The following is an 18,861-nucleotide window of genomic DNA, read 5'->3' as shown; positions in this document are numbered from 1 at the left end:
CGTCCCGGTGCTCGGGGTGCCGTGCGGGGGACCTGAGCGCACGGCCAGCGAGCGGAGCGCGTCCGCCGTGTGCGCACGCCGACGACGAGTGCGCATGCGCCCGCACGTTGCGTTGTCGTCCGTGTGCGCAGGAGTGCGTCGACTGCCGTGCTCGCAGGCTCACCCGGGGCCGGCGTCGCGCAACGCTGACGCGTTGCCCTAAGCCCCAGCGCCCTTGACGAGCGGGAACAGGATCGTCTCGCGGATCCCGAGGCCCGTGATCGCCATGAGCAGGCGGTCGATGCCCATCCCCATGCCGCCCGACGGCGGCATGCCGTGCTCGAGGGCGCGCAGGAACTCCTCGTCGACGCGCATGGCCTCGACGTCGCCGCCCGCGGCGAGCTTCGCCTGCTCGACGAACCGCTCGCGTTGCACGACCGGGTCGACGAGCTCGGAGTACGCCGTGGCGAGCTCGAACCCGCGGACGTAGAGGTCCCACTTCTCGACGACGCCCGGGCGCGACCGGTGCTCCCGCGTCAGCGGGGACGTGTCCACCGGGAAGTTCATGACGAACGTCGGGCGCTCGAGCGAGTCGATGACGAAGTGCTCCCAGAGCTCCTCGACGTACTTGCCGTGGGTGGCGTGCGCGACCTCGACGCCCTCGGCCTCGGCGAGCGCCTGCAGCTCGGCGAGCGGGGTGTCGGGCGTGATCTCGCGACCGGCCGCGGCGGAGAGCGAGCCGTACATGTCGATGCGGTCCCACTCGCCGCCGAGGTCGTACTCGCTGCCGTCGGTGAGCGTCACGACGAGCCCGCCCGTGACGGCGAGCGCGGCGTTCTGCACGAGCTCCTGCGTCAGGTCGGCCATCTGCTCGTAGTTGCCGTAGGCCTGGTACGCCTCGAGCATCGCGAACTCGGGCGAGTGCGTGGAGTCGGCGCCCTCGTTCCGGAAGTTCCGGTTGATCTCGAACACACGCTCGATGCCGCCGACGACCGCGCGCTTGAGGAACAGCTCGGGCGCGATCCGGAGGTACAGCTCGGTGTCGAACGCGTTCGAGTGCGTCACGAACGGGCGGGCCGACGCGCCACCGTGCTGGGTCTGCAGCATCGGCGTCTCGACCTCGAGGTAGTCGTGGGCCGCGAACGTCGCGCGGAGCGACTGCATCACGCCGGCACGTGCGCGCACGGTGGTGCGGGCCTGCTCGCGGACGATGAGGTCGAGGTAGCGGGCGCGGACCCGGGTCTCCTCGCTCAACTCGGTGTGCAGGTTCGGCAGCGGCAGGATCGCCTTCGCCGCGATCGCCCAGTCGTCGACCATGACGCTCAGCTCGCCGCGGCGGGACGAGATCACGCGGCCGTGCACGAACACGTGGTCACCGAGGTCGACGAACTCCTTCCAGCGCGCGAGCGACTCGTCCCCGACCTCGGCGAGCGACACCATCGCCTGGATGCGGGAGCCGTCGCCGGACTGGAGGGTCGCGAAGCACAGCTTGCCCGTGTTCCGCGCGTGCACCACGCGGCCGGCGAGCCCGACGACGTCGTCGGTCTCCTCGCCGCTCGGCAGGTCGGCGTGCTCGGCGCGGACCGCGGGGATCGTCGTCGTGATCCCGAGCTCGACCGGGTAGGCCTCGATGCCCGCCGCCAGCAACCGCTCCCGCTTGTCGAGGCGCACCTGACGCTGCTCGCTCGTCTCGGCCGCGGCGGCTGCCTCGGCGTCGACGCGGGCGGTCTCGAGGGCGACGGCCTCGGGGTCGGTGGTGTCAGCGGGTTCGTCGGTCATCGCGCGCGCAGCTCCGGGGGTCGTGGGGGATGCGTCGATGCTACCGGCCCACCACGGCGCAGCCGGCCGGGAGACGCCGGCCGGGAGGCGCTTGCCGGGGACCGCGCACCGCTACAGCGCCTGCTGCCCGTCCGCCTGCGCGAGCGCGTTCTCGACGGCGGACCGGACGAGTGCACCGAGCACGCGTCCCGGGTGGTCGACGCCGATCGCCGCCAGCGTCCCGGCGGCCTGGTCGACGATCGCGCTCGAGAAGTCCACCGCGGCCCGGACAGCGTCGGCGTAGGCGGCGCGGTCGGCCTCACGGACGACGACCGGCTCGGCACCCATCTCGACCACGAGCGCCTGCGCGATCGGCAACACCGGCGCGGGCGAGGTCACCGCGCAGTAGGCGTCCCGGAGGCGGGCGAGGTCGACGCTCGTGCCCGTGAACGCCATCGCGGGGTGGATCGCCAGCGGGATGACGCCCTGGGCGGTCGCGGGCGCGAGGACCCCGACCCCGTGGTCCGGGCTCGTGTGCACGACGAGCTGTCCCGCCTGCCAGATGCCGGCGTCGGCCAGACCCTGCACGAGCCCCGGCAGCTGGTCGTCCGGCACGGCGAGCAGGACGAGTTCGCTCCGCTCGACGAGTTCCGGGGTCCCGAGCACGGGCGCGCCGGGCAGGAGCGCCTCGGCCCGGTCGAGTCCCGCGTCGGAGACCGCGGTGATGCCGACGACCGCGTGCCCCGCGTTCGCGAGCGCGGCGCCGAGCACCGGGCCCACCCGGCCCGCACCGACGACGCCGACCCCGAGTCGTCCGGCCCGCTCGCTCATCGTGGTCCTCCGTCCGGTCGTGGCACGTGCTCCCACCCAACGGGTGCGGTGACCGACGCGGGGTCGGCGCCCCGGGCCTCCCGGTCGTCACGCCACCGGTGCGAGGTGTCGGCGGCGGCCGCGCGGACGGCCTCGGCCTCGGTGCCGGAGAACAGCCGCATCGCGTCGGGCACGGCGAGCGCGCCGATGCGCGCGACGACCGGTCCGTGCACGGTGTGCACGTGGACCTCGGCGAGCCCGAGCGCGCGCTCGAGGGGGCCCTGTGCCACCCGGATGCTCTGCACGCGCGGCAGGGGCACGACGACGAGCGACCGCCAGACCGCGCCGAGGCGGAGCAGCACCGCCCCGGGGACGCTCCGGTAGCCGTTGCGACGCCAGGACAGCGGTCGGAGCCAGGCGCCGCGACCGGGTGACCGCGTGAACCCACCGGCGTCACCCGACCCCGTCAGGCTGCCCTGCACGACGTCGACCGCGGCGGCCGAGCCCTCCTGCAGGCTGGCGAAGGAGGCGGCGGGCCCGGCGACCGCGGTGCCGACGAGCTCCGGCAGGATGATCTCGAGCACCGCACGGACGTCCGCGGTGTCACCGACGGGCAGCACGACCGAGGACGTCTGCTGGTTCTGACGGGAGCCGCCGGCGTGCGAGGCGCGGTTGACGCGGACGTCCCACCAGCCGAACGGACGCCACAGCAGCGGCTGCGTGACCGCGACGGCGTGGATGCGCCCGGGCGGCAGGGTCTCGTTCGAGGTCGACACGAGGCCGTAGCCGATGCGGATCCCGTCCGGGGTCGCCGCGATCGAGTACTGCAGCGACTTCGTGAAGCGGCGGACCGTGACCCCGACGGCGCCGATCATCGCCGGGAACAACGTCACGAGCAGGAAGTACTGGCCCGTCACGGCGACGCTCACGATGATGCCGACCGCGGCGAGGGCGAGCACGACGGTCGTGTTCGACAGGAGCACGGAGCCGATGAGCCGCCCGGTGTGCACGCGCACGACGCGCGTGGCGCGCACCGCGGCGGGGTCGAGTTCCGGGGCCAGGAACTCCGTCATCCGCTCGTCGACGAACCGTCCCGCCGGCCGGGAGGCCCGGGACCCGCCCGGCACGTCGGCGCGGGCACCGCTCGCCAGCAGCAGGATGCGCTGCCGCAGGTCGTCGGCCGGCCGCGAGCCGAGGTACGCCAGCTGCACGTTCGCGTCGTTGCCCGCCTGCGAGATCTCGAGCCGGGCCGTGCCGACGAGCCGGGCCACGAACGGGCGGACGACGTTGACGGCCTGGATGCGGTCGAGGCGGGCCTTGCGGTGGTTCCGGAACAGCACGCCCGAGCGGACCTCGACGACCTCGCCGGTCACGCGGAAGGTGTGCATGCGCCAGGACAGCGTGAACAGGCCGATGAGCACGAGGATGAACACGAGCACCCCGAGGAGCGCGACGCCCACGTAGTCGTGGCGGACGACGTAGTCGATCGGGTCGCCCTGCTCGCCGCCCCGGGCACCACCCGGGATCACGAGGTCGAGCAGCCGCTCGCGGAGGGTGTTGACCACCCACCCGAGGATCACGAGCAACGCGATCCCTCCGCGGAGCAGCGGCGTCAGCGGGTGCAGGCGGTGCCACGTCCCGTCGGTCAGGTCGGCGGCCGCGGCGGCGTCGCCCTGCCGGTGGGGCTGCGGGAGCGGCGGCAGCGGCGGCAGCGGCGGGCCGGACGGCCGGGAGGTCACAGCCCGACCCGTCGGCTCTCGGCCATCGCGACGAGTTCGTCGCGCAGGCGGTCCGCGTCGGCCTCGGGGAGCCCGGGCAGCCGGACGTTCGTGCTCGCCGCCGCCGTCACGAACCGGAGGTCGCTCAGACCGAGGGCACGACCGAGCGGACCGCGGCTGATGTCGACGAGCTGCATGCGGCCGTACGGGACGGCGATGAACCGCTGGAACATGAGTCCGCGCCGCACCACGAGGTCGTCGTCGCGGAGGGCGTACCCGATCGACCGGATCCGCCGGGGCGTGAAGGCAGCGACGAGGGCGGTGACCACCGCGGCGGCGAGCCCGATGAGCGTCCACACGAGCGCGGTGGTCGGCGAGGACCCCCGGAACGCCACGCCGATGAGGAAGCACCCGGCGGTGATGACCACCCCGACGACGAGGACGGTGACGAGTTCGGTCCAGACCAGGCGCGGCGACACCCGGCTCCAGGGGATCCCCGGCAGGTCGAGACGTTCCCTCGGCATCGGTCCCCCTGTCGTCGGCGTCGCTGCTGCCGGGTCGGTCAGATCGCGGTCGTCCCACCCGGGTCGGAGTCGTCGTCGTCCCGGGGCGGCACCGTGCACATGTGCTCCGCGACGAGCGCACACACCATGAGCACCAGACCACCGAACACCGCGACGACGCTGGGCAGGATGGAGCCTAGCGCGGGGACGACGGCCCGCGTGAGGACGAACGCGAGCCCGCCGCCCGTGAACGCGCCGAACAGCACGCCGCAGATGCTCGAGGCCTTGGCGAGGACCACCACCCGCGTCGCGTAGAAGGCGTCGACGGGGCGGGTCGCGGTGCCACGGGCGTGCCGACGGACCGGGATCGCCATGAGCACGAGCGCGATGCCGATGAAGCCCAGGGTCAGCCCGAGCGCCGACGAGAGCACGATGACGGGCCGCTGCCGGGACGCCAGGGCAGCGTCGAGGGCGAACCCGGCGACACCGGCGACGATCGCGACGCTGATCAGGGTGGAGGCGCGGGTGTGTCTCACTGGGGTGCTCCCGGGAGCTCGGACGGACGGGACGCGAACAGTCGGGGTTCCTCGACGCGGACGGTGTCGTCGCCGACCGCGGCGAGCAGCGCGGCGACCGGACCGGCGCCGGGGAGGACCGCGTCGGGGTCGGCGTCGAGCCAGGGCGCGAGCACGAATGCCCGCTCGGCGGCCCGGGGATGCGGGAGCGTCAGGTCGGCGGCGTCGAGCACGACGTCGTCGACGGCCACGATGTCGAGGTCGAGCGTCCGGTCCCCCCACCGCTCGACGCGGACCCGGCCGTGGGCGTCCTCGATGTCGTGCAGCGCGGCGAGGAGTGCGTCCGGCTCGAGATCGGTGTCGACCACGACCACCCCGTTGCGGTACCGGGGCTTCGTCTCGTCGGGCCCGGAGAGGGTCATCGCGACGGACTCGACCTCGTGCGATGCGGCCACCGGGCGCACCCCCGGCACCGCGAGGATCGCCGCAGCGGCCTCGCGCAGGGTCGACCCCCGGTCGCCGAGGTTGGCACCGAGGGCGATGACGGCGCGCCTCACGGGTCGACCCGCGCGGAGCGGTCCCGGCGGATGGTGATCGACACGTCCGCGAACGGCACCGTGATCGGCGCCTGGGGCTTGTGCACGGTGACCTCGGTGGCGAGTGCCGCCGGGTGCCCCAGGACGACGGCGGCGATGCGCTCCGCCAGGGTCTCGATGAGGTCGACGGGGTCGGACTCGACGGCCGCGACGACCTGCTCGGCGAGCACGCCGTAGTGCACCGTGTGGTCGAGGTCGTCGGGGCCCGCGGCGGCACGGGCGTCGACCTCGACGGCGACGTCGACGACGAAGTCCTGCCCGTCGGCGCGCTCGTGGTCGAAGACCCCGTGGTGACCGCGGGCCCGGACCCCCGTGAGGCGGATGACGTCGTTCACGATCGCGCGGCCCTCCAGGCGTCCCAGACGTCGAGCACCGCGCGGTTCGGGGCGGGGTCGTGGACCCGGACGCCCCAGGCCCCACGCTCGGCGGCGAGCAGCGTGATCGCCGCGGTCGCCAGGTCCCGGTCCCGGGGTGCGGCGTCCGGATCGCTCCCGACGCCGGCGAGGAAGCGCTTGCGTGACGCCGCGACGAGCACCGGGAGCCCGAGCGACGCGAAGCGCTCGTACCCGGCCAGGATCTCCCAGTTCTGCCGACCGTGCTTCGCGAACCCGAGCCCCGGGTCCACGACGACCTGGTCCGGGTGCACACCGAGCACGATGAGCTCCGCGACCCGGAGTTCGAGCTCGCGGCGGACGTCCTCGACGGCGTCCTCGTACACGGCGTTCCGGTGCATCACGTCGCTGTGGCCGCGCCAGTGCATGACGACGAAGCCCGCACCACTCGCGGCGACGACGCGGGCCATGTCGGGGTCGGCCAACCCGCCGGAGACGTCGTTGACGATCGACGCCCCGAGCTCGAGCGACCGCTCGGCCGTCGCCGCGTTCATCGTGTCGACGCTCACCGTGATGCCCTCGGCGACCAGGTCCTGCACGACCGGCAGCACGCGACGCTGTTCCTCGTCGACCGGCACCCGCGGCGCACCCGGCCGGGTGGATTCGCCGCCGACGTCGACGAGGTCGGCGCCGTCGGCCACGAGCCGGCGCGCGTGCGTCACGGCGGCGTCGCGTCGGTGGTGTTCGCCACCGTCGCTGAACGAGTCGGGCGTCACGTTGAGGATGCCCATGATCCGCGCCCGGCCCGGCGTCGATGGGGCCGCGCCCGCCGCACGCGCCGACCGGCGACGCGTCGCCGCCTCCTGCTGCAGGGCAGGGAGGTCGATGGCGACGGTCGCCGGTTCGGCTGCGGCGGCGCGGGCGCGGCTCGCCTCGGAGATCCGGCGCTCGCGCCGGCTGGGGAGGTCGGTCATCCCGCTGGCCTACGCCGGCGCGATACCGGGGTTCCCGCGCGGGGCCCGTGCCCGACGCGGCTTCGCCGGGGGCTCGGAGTCGATGCCGCCGTCGACGGCGCCCTCGTCCACCGGCGCCTTGACCGGCAGCGAGATCGCGGGCAGGTCGCTCACGGGGCGGCTGTCGCTCGAGAGCCACTGCGGGCGCTCGGGCAGCTTCCGGACGTCCTTGAAGATCTCGGCGAGCTCGTTCTGGTCGAGCGTCTCCTTCTCGAGGAGGGCGCCCGCCAGGTGGTCGAGGATGTCGCGGTTCGCGTTGATGACCTGGTAGGCCTCGTCGTGCGCGGACTCGAGCAGGGCACGGACCTCGGCGTCGACGGTCTCGGCGATGTTCTCCGAGTAGTCGCGCTGGGCGCCCATGTCGCGGCCGAGGAACGGCTCGCCCGACCCCTGGCCGAGCTTGACCGAACCGACCGCCGTGCTCATGCCGTACTCGGTGACCATCTTGCGTGCGGTCGCCGTGGCCTTCTCGATGTCGTTCGACGCACCCGTGGTGGGGTCGTGGAACACGATCTCCTCGGCGACACGACCGCCCATGGCGTAGGCGAGCTGGTCGAGCAGCTCGTTGCGCGTGACGGAGTACTTGTCCTCGAGCGGGAGCACCATCGTGTACCCGAGGGCACGACCGCGCGGGAGGATCGTGATCTTCGTGACGGGGTCGGTGTGCCGCATGGCCGAGGCCGCGAGCGCGTGACCGCCCTCGTGGTACGCGGTGATGAGGCGCTCCTGGTCGCTCATGACGCGGGTCCGGCGCTGCGGACCGGCCATGACGCGGTCGACGGCCTCGTCCAGCGCGCGGTTGTCGATGAGCTGCGCGTTCGAGCGCGCGGTGAGCAGCGCGGCCTCGTTGAGGACGTTCGCCAGGTCGGCACCCGTGAACCCGGGGGTCTTGCGGGCGAGGACGTCGAGGTCGACGCTCGCGGCGAGGGGCTTGCCCTTGCCGTGCACCTGCAGGATCTGCTTGCGGCCGATGAGGCTCGGGGCGTCGACGCCGATCTGGCGGTCGAAGCGGCCCGGCCGGAGGAGCGCGGGGTCGAGCACGTCGGGACGGTTCGTCGCGGCGATGAGGATGACGTTCGTCTTGACGTCGAAGCCGTCCATCTCGACGAGGAGCTGGTTCAGCGTCTGCTCGCGCTCGTCGTTGCCACCGCCGATGCCGGCACCGCGGTGGCGACCGACGGCGTCGATCTCGTCGACGAAGATGATCGCGGGAGCGTTCTGCTTGGCCTGGTCGAACAGGTCACGGACGCGGCTCGCACCGACACCGACGAACATCTCGACGAAGTCCGAACCGGAGATCGAGAAGAACGGCACCCCGGCCTCGCCGGCGACGGCGCGGGCGAGCAGGGTCTTGCCGGTCCCGGGAGGGCCGTACAGCAGCACGCCCTTCGGGATCCGCGCGCCGACCGCCTGGAACTTGGCCGGCTCCTTGAGGAACTCCTTGATCTCCTGGAGCTCCTCGATGGCCTCGTCCGCGCCGGCGACGTCGGCGAAGGTGACCTGCGGGTTCTCCTTGTTGTTCATCTTCGCGCGGGACTTGCCGAACTGCATGACGCGCGAGCCGCCGCCCTGGGCGCTCGACAGGAGGAACCAGAACACCAGACCGATGACGAGGAACGGCAGGAACGTCAGCAGGAGCGAGACGAACACGTTCGACTGCTGGACGGTGTCGTTGTAGCCCTTCGACAGGTTCGCCTTGTCGACCGCCGAGACGACGTCCGGCCCACGCGGGGTGGAGTAGTAGAACTGCTCCGTCTGGTTGCCGTCCTTGAGCACGAGGTCGACGCGCTGCTCGGTGGAGTTGATGGTGGCAGAGGCGACCTTGCCGTCACCGAGCTGCTCGAGGCCCTTCTGCGTCGTGATCTGCGACGTCCCGGACTGACTGATCACGGCCCAGCCGATCCAGATCCCGATGACCGCGATGATCACGTACAGGTACGGCCCACGGAAGATGCGCTTGAAGTCCATGTGATCCGGGCGACACGCCCGACACCTTTCTCTGCCGATGTTGCGTGGGAGTCAGCATACGGCCGGGACTCTGTGGGGCGAGTGGGTGTCCTCCGAGGGCGAACTCGACCTCCGGAGGGCCGTTCGTCAGGAGTAGACGTGCGGCGCCAGGACCCCGACACCGCGCAGGTTGCGGTAACGCTCGTCGTAGTCGAGGCCGTACCCGATCACGAACGCGTCCGGGATGTCGAAGCCGACGTACTTGACGTCCACCTGCACCTTGGCCGCCTCGGGCTTGCGGAGCAACGCGACGATCTCGACGCTCGCGGCCCCGCGGCTCACGAGGTTCTGCCGGAGCCAGGACAGGGTGAGCCCGGAGTCGATGATGTCCTCGACGATGAGGACGTCGCGGCCGTGCAGGTCGGTGTCGAGGTCCTTGAGGATCCGCACGACGCCGGACGACTTGGTGCCGGACCCGTAGGACGACACCGCCATCCAGTCCATGGTGATCGGGAGCTTGAGCTCACGCGAGAAGTCCGCCATCACCATGACCGCGCCCTTGAGCACGCCGACGAGCAGCGGGTCGCGCCCCGTGTAGTCGGCCTCGACCGCGCGGGCGAGCTCGGCGATCCGGGCGTCGATCTGCTCGGCGGTGAACAGGACCTCGCTCAGGTCGGCCTGGACGTCGGTGAGTTCCACGGGGGCGTGCCCTCTCTGCTCAGTGGTGCGCCGGGTCAGTGGTGCGCCGGGTCAGTGGTGCGCCGGGCCGGTGCCGCCCGGGTCTCCCAGGATACGGCCGGGCGACCCCGGCCCGGACTCGGACACCGGCCGCCCGGACCCGGACACCGGCCCGGACGTCGTGCTCGCGAACAGCAGGCGGTCGCCCTCGCGCCGCACGCGGACGCCGGGCAGGTCGATCGGCCCCTGTCCCGACCAGTCCGTCACGAGCCGGCACACCTCGAGCGTCTGGAGCCGCGAGAGCACGACGCCGAACTCCCCCTCGACCGCGAGGCGCACGAGTCGCTGCCGCAGGGCCGGCGGGTTGGCCGCGAGTCCCGACACGGACACCGCGATGCCCGCCTCGGCGTGCTCCGCGAGTTCCTCGGCGAGCTCCTCGGCGAAGTGGTCGAGCGCGCTCGCGTCTTCGCGGATCTGGTCGGCGGTGCGGGCCAGGGCCTCGACCACGCCGTCGCCGAGCTCCTCGGCGAGCACCGGCAGCACGCGCGCGCGCACCCGGACCCGGGCGAACGCGGGGTCGTTGTTCTGCGGGTCCGTCCACGGCTCCAGGCCGCTCTCGGCACAGGCCGCGACGGTGGTCGCCCGCCGGACGCCGAGCAGCGGGCGGGCGAGCAGCGGCCCGGGCGTCACCGGCGCCGGTGACCGCGCCGGCATGCCCGACAGGCTGTCCGGACCGCTGCCGCGCAGGAGGCCGAGCAGGACCGTCTCGGCCTGGTCGTCCATCGTGTGCCCGACCAGGACCAGCGGCGACCGCTCCGCCGCGGCGACGGCCGCGATCGCCCGGTACCGGGCCTCCCGGGCGGCGGCCTCCGGCCCACCCGCGTCACCGACGCGGACGTGGTCGACGACGACGGGCGTGAGCCCGAGCGCCTCCGCCTGCCGGGAGGCCGCGCTCGCGACCGCCCCGCTGCCCGCCTGGAGGCCGTGGTCGACGACGACGGCGCCCGCGCGGAGGCCCTGCCTGGGTGCCTCGAACGCGGTCGCGGCCGCGAGTGCGAGCGAATCGGGGCCGCCGCTCAGCGCCACGAGGACGAGGTCACCGGAGGCGAGGACGCCCGCCGAACGGGCGTCCGCGAGGGACGTGCGCACCGCGCGGCGCACGGCGGCGACGGCGGGTCCGAGCCGGGGCCGGTGCATGTCCACCCTGTAACGTTATCGGCGCTGTAGGACCGCAGAACCATCCACATCGAGGAGTGCCACATGGCCGCGTACGACGTCGTCATCGAGATCCCCAAGGGCAGCCGCAACAAGTACGAGGTCGACCACGAGACCGGTCGGGTGTACCTGGACCGCGTCCTGTTCACGTCGTTCGTCTACCCCACCGACTACGGCTTCTTCGAGAACACCCTCGGGCTCGACGGCGACCCCGTCGACGCCCTCGTCCTGCTCGAGTACCCCGCGTTCCCCGGCGTCGGCGTCAAGGTCCGCCCGGTCGGCGTGTTCAAGATGAGCGACGAGGCCGGCTCCGACGCCAAGGTGCTCTGCGTCCCGGCGAAGGACCCGCGCTGGCAGCACATCCAGGACATCGCCGACGTCGACGAGCAGACGAAGGCCGAGATCGCCCACTTCTTCGAGCGCTACAAGGACCTCGAGCCGGGCAAGTTCGTCAACGCCGAGGGCTGGGGTGACGCCGCCGAGGCCGAGGAGATCGTCGCGGCGGGCTTCGCCGCGTACCAGCCGGGCCACTGAGTCCGTCGCGCCCCGAGGCGCGGCGCTGGCCAGGCGGCCGGCTGGGAGAAGTGAAGGCGGCGGGTGCCCATGGGGCCCCCGCCGCCTTCGTCCGGTGACGACCCCACCCGAAGGGGTCGGCACCGTCATCGGCTCGGAACCCCACCCGAAGGGGTCCCGGCCGGGTCATCAGAGCGAGCCGGTGGGGCGCGCCACGTAGGGGACGATCTGGTACGTGTACACAGCGTAGTTCCGCACGCTGAGTCCCGGCTTGGGGGCCTCGACCATCCGACCGCCGCCGGCGTAGATCGTGTCGTGGTACATCCCCGCCGGGTTCGTGCCCGTCGTCGAGTAGAAGATGATGTCGCCCGGCTGCGCCTGCGACAGCGGCACGAGTCGGCCGAGCGCGGCGAAGTGCTCGTACTGCCAGTCGACCCGGTGCCCACCGACGGCCACGCCGACGCTGCTGTACGCGGCCATCACGAGCCCCGAGCAGTCGTAGGAGTTCGGACCGGCGGCACCGAACAGGTACGGCTTGCCGATCTGGGCGGACGCGAACGCCAGCGCTGCGGAGCCCTTGGACGGTGAGGACGAGCCGGTGCTCGACGTCGGCGGCTTCGGCGCGGGCGCGGCCGGCTTCGGCGCAGGCGCGGTGACGGGCTTCGGGGCAGGCGCGGCCGGCTTCGGGGCAGGCGCGGCCGGTTTGGGCGCTGCGACGGGCTTCGGGGCCGGCGTGACCGGCTTCGGCGCGGGCGCGGTGGCGGGCTTCGGGGCCGTGCCCGTCCCGGTCGGCTTCGAACCGGTCGGCTTCGAACCGGTCGGCTTCGACGCCGCGGGCTTCGACGCGGTCGTCCCGGTGCTCCCGGTGGCGGCGGCCTTCGTCGTGCCGGCGCCCCCACTGGTCGTCGAGGTCGCGATCGCCCGCTCGGCTTGCTTCGCCTGCTGGTCGGCGAAGTACGCGGCCTCGGTGGTCGCCGTCGTTCCCTTGAGGTACGCCAGCTGGTCGAAGAGCGTCGACTGCTGGTCCTGCACGCTCTTGAGCCGTCCGGCGGCGCTCGCGGCCTGGTCGTTCGCGTCGGACAGCGACGTCTTGGCGGCCGTGGTGGCCTTGCCGAGCGCGGTCTCGGCCGCGGAGGCCTGGTGCTGCAGGGCGTCGACCTGCCGCTGGTCGGCCTCGGCGTCGGCGAGGATGCCCGCCGAGCGAGCCGACAGGTGCGACATCGTGCCGACCTGGTACAGCAGGTCCTTCGCGTCGGCGCCGTCGACGAGCATCGCCGTCGAGAGGTCGCCGCCGCCCGTCCGCGAGAGCTCGACCACGAGGCCGGCGACCTGCTGGGCGGAGACCTCCGCCTTCGCCTCGGCCTGCTTCGACTGGCGCGTCAGGGTGTCGACCCGGGTCTGCGCCGCCTGCTGTCGCGATGCCGCCCGCTGGTACGCCTCACCGGCCTGCTGCTCGGCGACCGAGGCCCGCTCCGCCTGGGTCTGGAGCGCGTCGAGCGACGAGGTCAACGTGTCGACCTGGTGCTGCGTCGCCGCCTGGGACTGCTTCGCCGCCTGCACGTCGGCCCACGAGGGAGCGGACGGACTGGCCGACGCCGGTGCGGCGACGGTGAACGTCAGTCCGAGCACCGCGAGGGTCGCGGCGCCTCCGATGAGGACGCGTGCTGGCTTCATGCGGGTCAGTGCCTCCTGGGCGCGCTCGTGGTCATACCGAGATCCCCCGCGCAGCCATGAAGGGGACCGGGTCGACGGCAGCGCCGCTCACCCGGGTCTCGAAGTGGAGGTGGCAGCCGGTCGACCAGCCGGTCGAGCCGACGAGCGCGATCTGCTGTCCCGCGACCACGGTCTGGCCCGCGTGGACCAGGAACCCGCCGTTGACGATGTGGCCGTACGCCGTCGAGATGCCGCCACCGTTGTCGATGATGACCTCGTTGCCGTAACCCCCGCCGTTCGCGGCGAAGGTGACGGTCCCGCTGTGGGCGGCGTAGATCGGCGCACCACAGCCCGGCGCGAGGTCGACCCCGGCGTGCAGGGCGTACGCACCGGTGTAGGGGTCGACGCGGTAGCCGTAGGGGCTCGTCTGGTACCCGGCGGACGGGCGGACCCAGCCCGACCCGTTCGGCGTCGTGGTGGTGGCGCCCGTGCTCGTCTGCGCGCCGGCGCCCCCGGTCCGGGCGGCAGCGGCGGCGCGAGCGGCAGCCGCCCGGGCAGCAGCAGCGGCTCGCGCGGCAGCGGCGGCTCGCGCGGCAGCCGCGGCCTTGGCGACGGCGACGCCCTTGTCGTAGTTCGCCTGCACGTTCTTGGCGTTCGTCGTCAGGAGGACGAGCTGCGCCTGCAACCGCGCCTGGTTGTCGTTCTGGTCGTCGAGAGCGCTCTGCGCGGCCGTCGCGGCGTCGTTCGCGTCGGCCAGTTTCTGCTGCGCGGCGTCACGGAGTGTTCCGAGCGCCTTCTTCGCCACCCCGGCCTGGTCGGTCAGCGCCTGCGCCGTGCCGCGGTCCTGGCTCGCCTGCTCGTAGATGCCGTCGGCCTGCTCGGACAGCTTCGACATCGCGCCGAGCTGGTAGAGCAGGTCCTTCGCTCCGGACGGGTGCGCCAGGAGGTTCGAGGTGACGTCGTTGTTCGACGAGCGTCCGAGCTGCGCGGCGAGCTGCCCGGCCTGGCGCTCCGACGCGGCCGCGGTCTTGCGGGCCTCGTCCGCCTGCGTCCGGAGCTTCTGCTCCTTGAGCGCGGCCTCGTCGTACTCGGTCTGCGCCGTCTGGTAGGCCTCGCCGGCCTTCTCCGCGGCGGCCTGCTTGGCCGACACCTGGGACTGGAGGGACGCGATGAGGCCCTTGATCTCGGTCACCTTCGCCTGCTGGGCGGCCTGGGACGCCTTGGCCGCCTGGACGTCGGACCAGCTCGGGTAGGACGTGGCGGACGCCGACGAGGGCGTCCCGGTCGCGGCGAGGACACCCCCCGTGAGCGCGACGACGACGGCGAGGACGAGGGCACGGGGTCGGCTCGCGGGGACGGCGAGGGCCCGAGCGGCGCGTCGGGGCGCGGATCGGCGGCTGATGGAGGAGGAAGAAGTCATCGGTCTCGATTTCGTAACAGCACGGCGAGGCGCACCCGAGTCACACTGTCAACAGTCGCAACAGTAACAACAGGGGTGTCGGACACTCCACCCCCCTGGCGAGGGGCATGGGGCACCGACGTCGGACCCACGGGGAACGACGGCACGGGGTTCTCTCTGCGGCGAGTGAACCCGGCTGCCCCGGTCACGACGCCCGCGACACGCCGACCGGCGAGGCGGTATCCGCTCGGTTTGGCATTCGCGGCGAGCTTCCGTATGCTGGTTCTCCGGTAGCTGTGAAGCATCGCTTGACGGCCCCATCGTTTAGTGGCCTAGGACACCGCCCTTTCACGGCGGCAGCACGGGTTCGAATCCCGTTGGGGTCACTGCAGGCGGGGTGTCCGGCGCCGCCCACAACTCAACAAGCATGGCCCTGTAGCGCAGTTGGTTAGCGTGCCGCCCTGTCACGGCGGAGGTCGCGGGTTCAAGTCCCGTCAGGGTCGCCATGGCGTCCGGTCCTCGGACCGAGTCGTCCCGGGCACCACTCGATCCATCGAGTCGCCCACGGCTGGATAGCTCAGTTGGTAGAGCGTTCGACTGAAAATCGAAAGGTCCACGGATCGATGCCGTGTCCAGCCACCATCGCAAGGCCCTCGCGGGAGCGGGGGCCTTCGTCGTTCCCGACTGCCGCCGATCGGACTCCCGCCGAGCGTTGAACACGTCGTGTCCCGTTGAACAACGGCATCGCGGGGTGCAACAGGACGGCGGGTGTGCGAAGCCGAACGGCGGGTGTGCGAAGCCGGGCGGCGGGTGTGCGAAGCCGGACGGCGCGTGTGCGAAGCCGGACGCGACGGGTGGCGGGGCGGGACGGTCCTCCCGGCCGGGACGGGGCCTCCCGGCATACTGAGCGGATGACGGAGCCGGGTCGGACGACGGGGGCGGCGGAACCCGCCACGGTGTGGCGCAACGCACCGTTCCTCCGGCTGTGGAGCGGCGAGTCGGCGAGCGCGGTCGGCAGTGAGCTCGCCGTGCTGGCGATCCCGACCCTGGCGGTCACGGTGCTCGCCGCCTCGACGTTCGAGATCGGCGTCCTCACCGCGCTCGAGACGGTGGCGTTCCTCGTCATCGGGTTGCCCGCGGGTGCCTGGGTGGACCGGATGCGGAAGCGCCGGGTGATGCTCGCGGCGGACCTGACCCGCGCGTTGCTCCTGGCGACCATCCCCGTCGCGTGGCTGCTCGGCGCGCTGACGATCTGGCAGCTCATGGTCGTGGCGGCCCTGGTCGGCGCGGCGACGGTGTTCTTCGACGTGGCGTACCAGAGCTACCCGCCGATGATCCTGCCGTCGGCGCTCCTCGGCGACGCGAACGGCAAGCTCGAGGCGTCACAGCAGGTCGCGCGCGTCGGGGGTCCCGCGGCCTCGGGTGCCCTGCTCGCGGCGCTGCGGCCGGCGTTCGTCGTCGGGATCGACGCGCTGAGCTACCTCGCGTCGTTCGTCGCACTCCTCGGGATCCGGGACGACGAGCAGCCGCGGCCCGAGCACGAACGCCTGCCACTCGTGACCGAGATCCGCGAGGGCCTGGCGTTCGTGTTCCACCAGCCGCTCCTGGTCCGGGTCGTCCTGTGCACGGCCGGCTTGAACCTGTTCTCGGGGATCGGGGGGACGGTGCTGCCGCTCCTCGTCCTCCGCGACCTGCACCTCGGCACGCTCGTGTGGGGCGTCGCGACGAGCGTCGGCGCGGTCGGGGGACTCCTCGGCGCGCTGGCCGCCAGCAGGGTGGCCCGTCGCGTCGGCGAGGGCACGGCGATCCCCGTCGCGGCCGTCGCAGTCGGGGTCGGGGCGCTGCTGCTCGCGACGCCGGGGCTGGTGCCGACGCTCGCGGTCCCGCTGCTCGTGCTGGCCGAGTTCCTCACGAGCGCCGGGGTCCTCGTCTACAACATCACGCAGGTCACCTACCGGCAGCGGATCTGTCCGCCGCGCCTCCTCGGCCGGATGAACGCGTCGATCCGGTTCGTGGTGTGGGGCGTGGTGCCCATCGGGGGCATCGCGGCGGGACTGCTCGGCACGTGGCTCGGTGTCGAGGCGACCATCTGGGTCGCCGGCGTCGGTGCCCTGCTCGCGGCGCTGCCCGTCCTGCTCTCGCCCCTGCTCGGCATGCGGGAGCTCCCGGCCGAGCCCGCCGCCGCGTAGTCACGACGGGCTCGGGAGCAGGGACCGGTCAGGCGGTCTCGACGGGGTGCAGGTCGAGCGTGCAGCACTTGACGCCACCGCCGCCGAGCAGCAGCTCGGACAGGTCGACCCCGATCGGGTTGTACCCGCGCTGGCGGAGCTGCTCGGCGAAGGTCGTCGCGCGGGCCGCGATGACGACGTTGTGGCCGTCGCTGTAGGAGTTGAGCCCGAGGATCGCGGCGTCCTCCTCGGTGGCGATGATCGCGTCGGGGAACCGGCGGCGGAGCTCGGCGAGCGAGGCCTCGTCGAACGCGGACTCCAGGTAGGCGATGTTCGCGACGCCGTCCACCGGCTCGGGGTCGAGGACCGCGATCGCGGTGTCGAGGTGGTAGAACGCCGGGTTGACGAGCTTCAGGGTGACGACCTCGCGGCCGTACACGCGGGCGATCTCCTCGTGCGAGGTGCTGTCGCTGCGGAACCCGGTGCCGGCCAGGATGACGTCCCCGACGAGCAGGAAGTCGCCCTCGCCCTCGTTCGTCTCGACCGGCTCGGCGACGCGGAGGCCGTGCTCGCGGAACCAGTCCATGTACGCGGGACCCTCGGGCTGGCGCTCCGGGTACTGGAACTTCGCGCCGTAGGCGACGCCGTCGAGCACGAACCCGCCGTTGGCCGCGTAGACCATGTCGGGCAGCCCCTCGATCGGGTCGATGAAGTGGATGTCGAACCCGAGCCGCTCGTACGTGTCGACGAGGGTCTGCCACTGGGCGACCGCCTTCGCGGTGTCGGTCGGCTCCTCGGGGTGCATCCAGGGGTTGATGCGGTAGCTCACCGTGTAGTGCGTCGGCTTGCACATGAGGACGGTGCGCTTGGTCGCCGTGCGGGCGGGCGCTGTGGTGGTGGCGGGGGCCGGGTTCGACAAGGGGGTCTCCTGGGCGGCGGACCCGAGCCTGCCAGGGGACACCGTTCGAGGAGCGCTGGGGTGAGGTGCAGGCTCACTCACCCGTGGACGAGGCGGACCAGGTCGACGCCCCGGCACAGTGTGCCACGCGGCGCTCCCCGCGGACAGACCCCGCCGTGGGGGTGTCGCGGCGGCGCCGATCGCATGTGCGTCCGCGCAGGATCCGTGCGCCCGCTCCGGGGCGGACGCAACGACCGCGCGTAGCATGACGGCGATGGATTCGCTCGACCACCGCATCCTCGACCAACTCCGCGAGAACGCCCGCGCCGGCTACGGCGACATCGGCGCGGTGGTCGGGCTCTCGGCGTCCGCGGTGAAGCGCCGCGTGGACCGCCTGGTGGCCGATGACGTCATCCAGGGGTTCACGATCAAGGTCGACCCCGCGGTCGAGGAACGCGGCACCGAGGCCTGGGTCGAGCTGTACTGCCGCGGCACCGTCTCGCCCGACGAACTCCGCGCCGTGCTCGAGAACGTGCCCGAGGTCGTCGACGCCGGAACGGTCACCGGGAGCGCCGATGCCGTCGTGCACATGCGGAGTCGGGACATCGCGTCGCTCGAGGAGGCCCTCGACCGCGTCCGCTCCGCCCCGCACGTCGACCACACCCGCAGTGCGATCGTGCTGTCGCGACTCGTCTCGCGCGAGTCGCTGTGAGCGTGGCACCGCCCACGACCCGGACGCCGGTCCGCCGCTCCGCCCCGCGCTCGCCCGGGAGGCCCGGCACCCGTCGCGCGGGCACCGCTCCGGCCCGCCTCCTGGTCACCGCCGCCACCGTCGCCTACCTCGCGAACTGCGCGTGGGGCACCGCGGTCGCGACCGGCGTCATCCGGACGAAGCGGCTCCGGGTCGTGCACCACGCGCTGTTCGTCGTGACGGCGACCCTGACCGGCGCCGCCGTGACGACGCCCGTGTGGACCCGCTCGCGGGCCGCGGCGTTCCTCCTGCCCGCACTCGTGCCCCTCGCCGCCGCACCGCGCATCCCCGCCCGATCGCGTGCACACTGGAGAGTCGCGGTCGCGGCGGCACCGTCCTACCTCGGCGCCGTGCTCGGACTCCGCGCGGGACGGCCCGAGCGCTCCTGACCCGGGAGCCGGCCCACCCGCGCGCA

Annotated in this window: 18 protein-coding genes and 3 tRNA genes; 7 read left to right on the top strand and 14 right to left on the bottom strand. The window is 72.9% G+C overall.

All coding sequences use genetic code 11. From position 1 onward, the window contains the following. Window positions 1–198 precede the first annotated feature (198 nt). The 11 genes from lysS to tilS all read right to left on the bottom strand — a co-directional run bounded on the left by lysS (window position 199) and on the right by tilS (window position 11,046). Window positions 199–1,758 carry a lysine--tRNA ligase gene (lysS, locus tag DEI94_RS00555; protein WP_111026582.1) on the bottom strand — a complete coding sequence of 520 codons (1,560 nt, stop codon included), beginning with the start codon at window positions 1,756–1,758 and terminating at the stop codon, window positions 199–201. A gap of 111 nt (window positions 1,759–1,869) precedes the next feature. Next, window positions 1,870–2,568, bottom strand: a complete 699-nt coding sequence (locus DEI94_RS00550; RefSeq protein ID WP_111010313.1) for a Rossmann-like and DUF2520 domain-containing protein — start codon at window positions 2,566–2,568, stop codon at window positions 1,870–1,872. Continuing rightward, window positions 2,565–4,286, bottom strand: a complete 1,722-nt coding sequence (locus DEI94_RS00545; protein ID WP_258368580.1) for a PH domain-containing protein — start codon at window positions 4,284–4,286, stop codon at window positions 2,565–2,567. The genes DEI94_RS00550 and DEI94_RS00545 overlap by 4 nt, the downstream gene beginning before the upstream one ends. Then, window positions 4,283–4,789, bottom strand: coding sequence for a PH domain-containing protein (locus tag DEI94_RS00540; protein WP_111010314.1), 507 nt, complete (start codon window positions 4,787–4,789; stop codon window positions 4,283–4,285). The genes DEI94_RS00545 and DEI94_RS00540 overlap by 4 nt, the downstream gene beginning before the upstream one ends. 38 nt (window positions 4,790–4,827) lie before the next feature. Continuing rightward, a complete protein-coding gene (locus DEI94_RS00535) occupies window positions 4,828–5,304 on the bottom strand; it encodes a DUF3180 domain-containing protein (protein ID WP_111010315.1) in 477 nt (158 codons plus the stop codon). After that, a complete protein-coding gene (gene folK / locus DEI94_RS00530) occupies window positions 5,301–5,840 on the bottom strand; it encodes a 2-amino-4-hydroxy-6-hydroxymethyldihydropteridine diphosphokinase (RefSeq protein ID WP_111026581.1) in 540 nt (179 codons plus the stop codon). The genes DEI94_RS00535 and folK overlap by 4 nt, the downstream gene beginning before the upstream one ends. After that, window positions 5,837–6,214, bottom strand: a complete 378-nt coding sequence (folB, locus tag DEI94_RS00525) for a dihydroneopterin aldolase (RefSeq protein ID WP_111026580.1) — start codon at window positions 6,212–6,214, stop codon at window positions 5,837–5,839. Before folB ends, folK begins: the two co-directional genes overlap by 4 nt. Next, entirely contained in the window at window positions 6,211–7,185 is a 975-nt protein-coding gene (gene folP, locus DEI94_RS00520; RefSeq protein WP_111010318.1) for a dihydropteroate synthase, read from the bottom strand. Before folP ends, folB begins: the two co-directional genes overlap by 4 nt. 9 nt (window positions 7,186–7,194) lie before the next feature. Next, entirely contained in the window at window positions 7,195–9,192 is a 1,998-nt protein-coding gene (ftsH, locus tag DEI94_RS00515) for an ATP-dependent zinc metalloprotease FtsH (protein ID WP_111010319.1), read from the bottom strand. Between the two features lie 126 nt (window positions 9,193–9,318). Then, window positions 9,319–9,870, bottom strand: coding sequence for a hypoxanthine phosphoribosyltransferase (hpt, locus tag DEI94_RS00510; protein ID WP_111010320.1), 552 nt, complete (start codon window positions 9,868–9,870; stop codon window positions 9,319–9,321). A 51-nt stretch (window positions 9,871–9,921) separates the two neighbouring features. Continuing rightward, window positions 9,922–11,046, bottom strand: coding sequence for a tRNA lysidine(34) synthetase TilS (gene tilS / locus DEI94_RS00505; protein WP_111026599.1), 1,125 nt, complete (start codon window positions 11,044–11,046; stop codon window positions 9,922–9,924). A 63-nt stretch (window positions 11,047–11,109) separates the two neighbouring features. On the opposite strand from tilS, the gene DEI94_RS00500 reads away from it, so the two are divergent. Then, window positions 11,110–11,598 carry an inorganic diphosphatase gene (locus tag DEI94_RS00500; RefSeq protein WP_111010321.1) on the top strand — a complete coding sequence of 163 codons (489 nt, stop codon included), beginning with the start codon at window positions 11,110–11,112 and terminating at the stop codon, window positions 11,596–11,598. 168 nt (window positions 11,599–11,766) lie between these two features. Here the strand turns inward: DEI94_RS00500 and DEI94_RS00495 are convergent, their stop codons facing one another. Both DEI94_RS00495 and DEI94_RS00490 read right to left on the bottom strand, forming a co-directional pair. Continuing rightward, the gene (locus tag DEI94_RS00495) at window positions 11,767–13,251 is read right to left on the bottom strand and encodes a C40 family peptidase (protein ID WP_111026579.1); all 1,485 of its coding nucleotides are present in this window, start codon (window positions 13,249–13,251) and stop codon (window positions 11,767–11,769) included. Window positions 13,252–13,282: 31 nt separating this feature from the next. Further along, window positions 13,283–14,650: a M23 family metallopeptidase gene (locus tag DEI94_RS00490; protein WP_146244380.1), complete on the bottom strand. Its 1,368-nt coding sequence runs from the start codon at window positions 14,648–14,650 to the stop codon at window positions 13,283–13,285. 292 nt (window positions 14,651–14,942) lie between these two features. On the opposite strand from DEI94_RS00490, the gene DEI94_RS00485 reads away from it, so the two are divergent. From DEI94_RS00485 to DEI94_RS00470, 4 genes are all read left to right on the top strand, one after another. Next, window positions 14,943–15,015: transfer RNA gene (locus tag DEI94_RS00485), tRNA-Glu, on the top strand. Window positions 15,016–15,058: 43 nt separating this feature from the next. After that, window positions 15,059–15,135: transfer RNA gene (locus tag DEI94_RS00480), tRNA-Asp, on the top strand. A 60-nt stretch (window positions 15,136–15,195) separates the two neighbouring features. Next, window positions 15,196–15,271: transfer RNA gene (locus DEI94_RS00475), tRNA-Phe, on the top strand. Window positions 15,272–15,540: 269 nt separating this feature from the next. Continuing rightward, entirely contained in the window at window positions 15,541–16,818 is a 1,278-nt protein-coding gene (locus DEI94_RS00470; RefSeq protein ID WP_111026577.1) for an MFS transporter, read from the top strand. A gap of 28 nt (window positions 16,819–16,846) precedes the next feature. Here DEI94_RS00470 and ddaH read toward each other — a convergent pair whose 3' ends face one another. Then, window positions 16,847–17,716 (bottom strand): dimethylargininase, encoded by an 870-nt coding sequence (gene ddaH / locus DEI94_RS00465; RefSeq protein WP_181441782.1) that lies wholly within the window; start codon window positions 17,714–17,716, stop codon window positions 16,847–16,849. 253 nt (window positions 17,717–17,969) lie between these two features. Between ddaH and DEI94_RS00460 the strand changes: the two genes are divergently transcribed. Continuing rightward, the gene (locus tag DEI94_RS00460; RefSeq protein ID WP_111010397.1) at window positions 17,970–18,407 is read left to right on the top strand and encodes an Lrp/AsnC family transcriptional regulator; all 438 of its coding nucleotides are present in this window, start codon (window positions 17,970–17,972) and stop codon (window positions 18,405–18,407) included. Between the two features lie 2 nt (window positions 18,408–18,409). Further along, window positions 18,410–18,835: a hypothetical protein gene (locus DEI94_RS00455; protein ID WP_220038796.1), complete on the top strand. Its 426-nt coding sequence runs from the start codon at window positions 18,410–18,412 to the stop codon at window positions 18,833–18,835. The last annotated feature ends 26 nt before the right edge of the window (window positions 18,836–18,861 follow it).

The sequence above is a fragment of the Curtobacterium sp. MCBD17_040 genome (genome assembly GCF_003234805.2).
In the GTDB taxonomy this organism is placed as follows: Bacteria; Actinomycetota; Actinomycetes; order Actinomycetales; family Microbacteriaceae; genus Curtobacterium.
The sequence above is the reverse complement of the archived record's forward strand: the minus strand, read 5'-3'. Positions and strand labels throughout refer to the sequence as shown.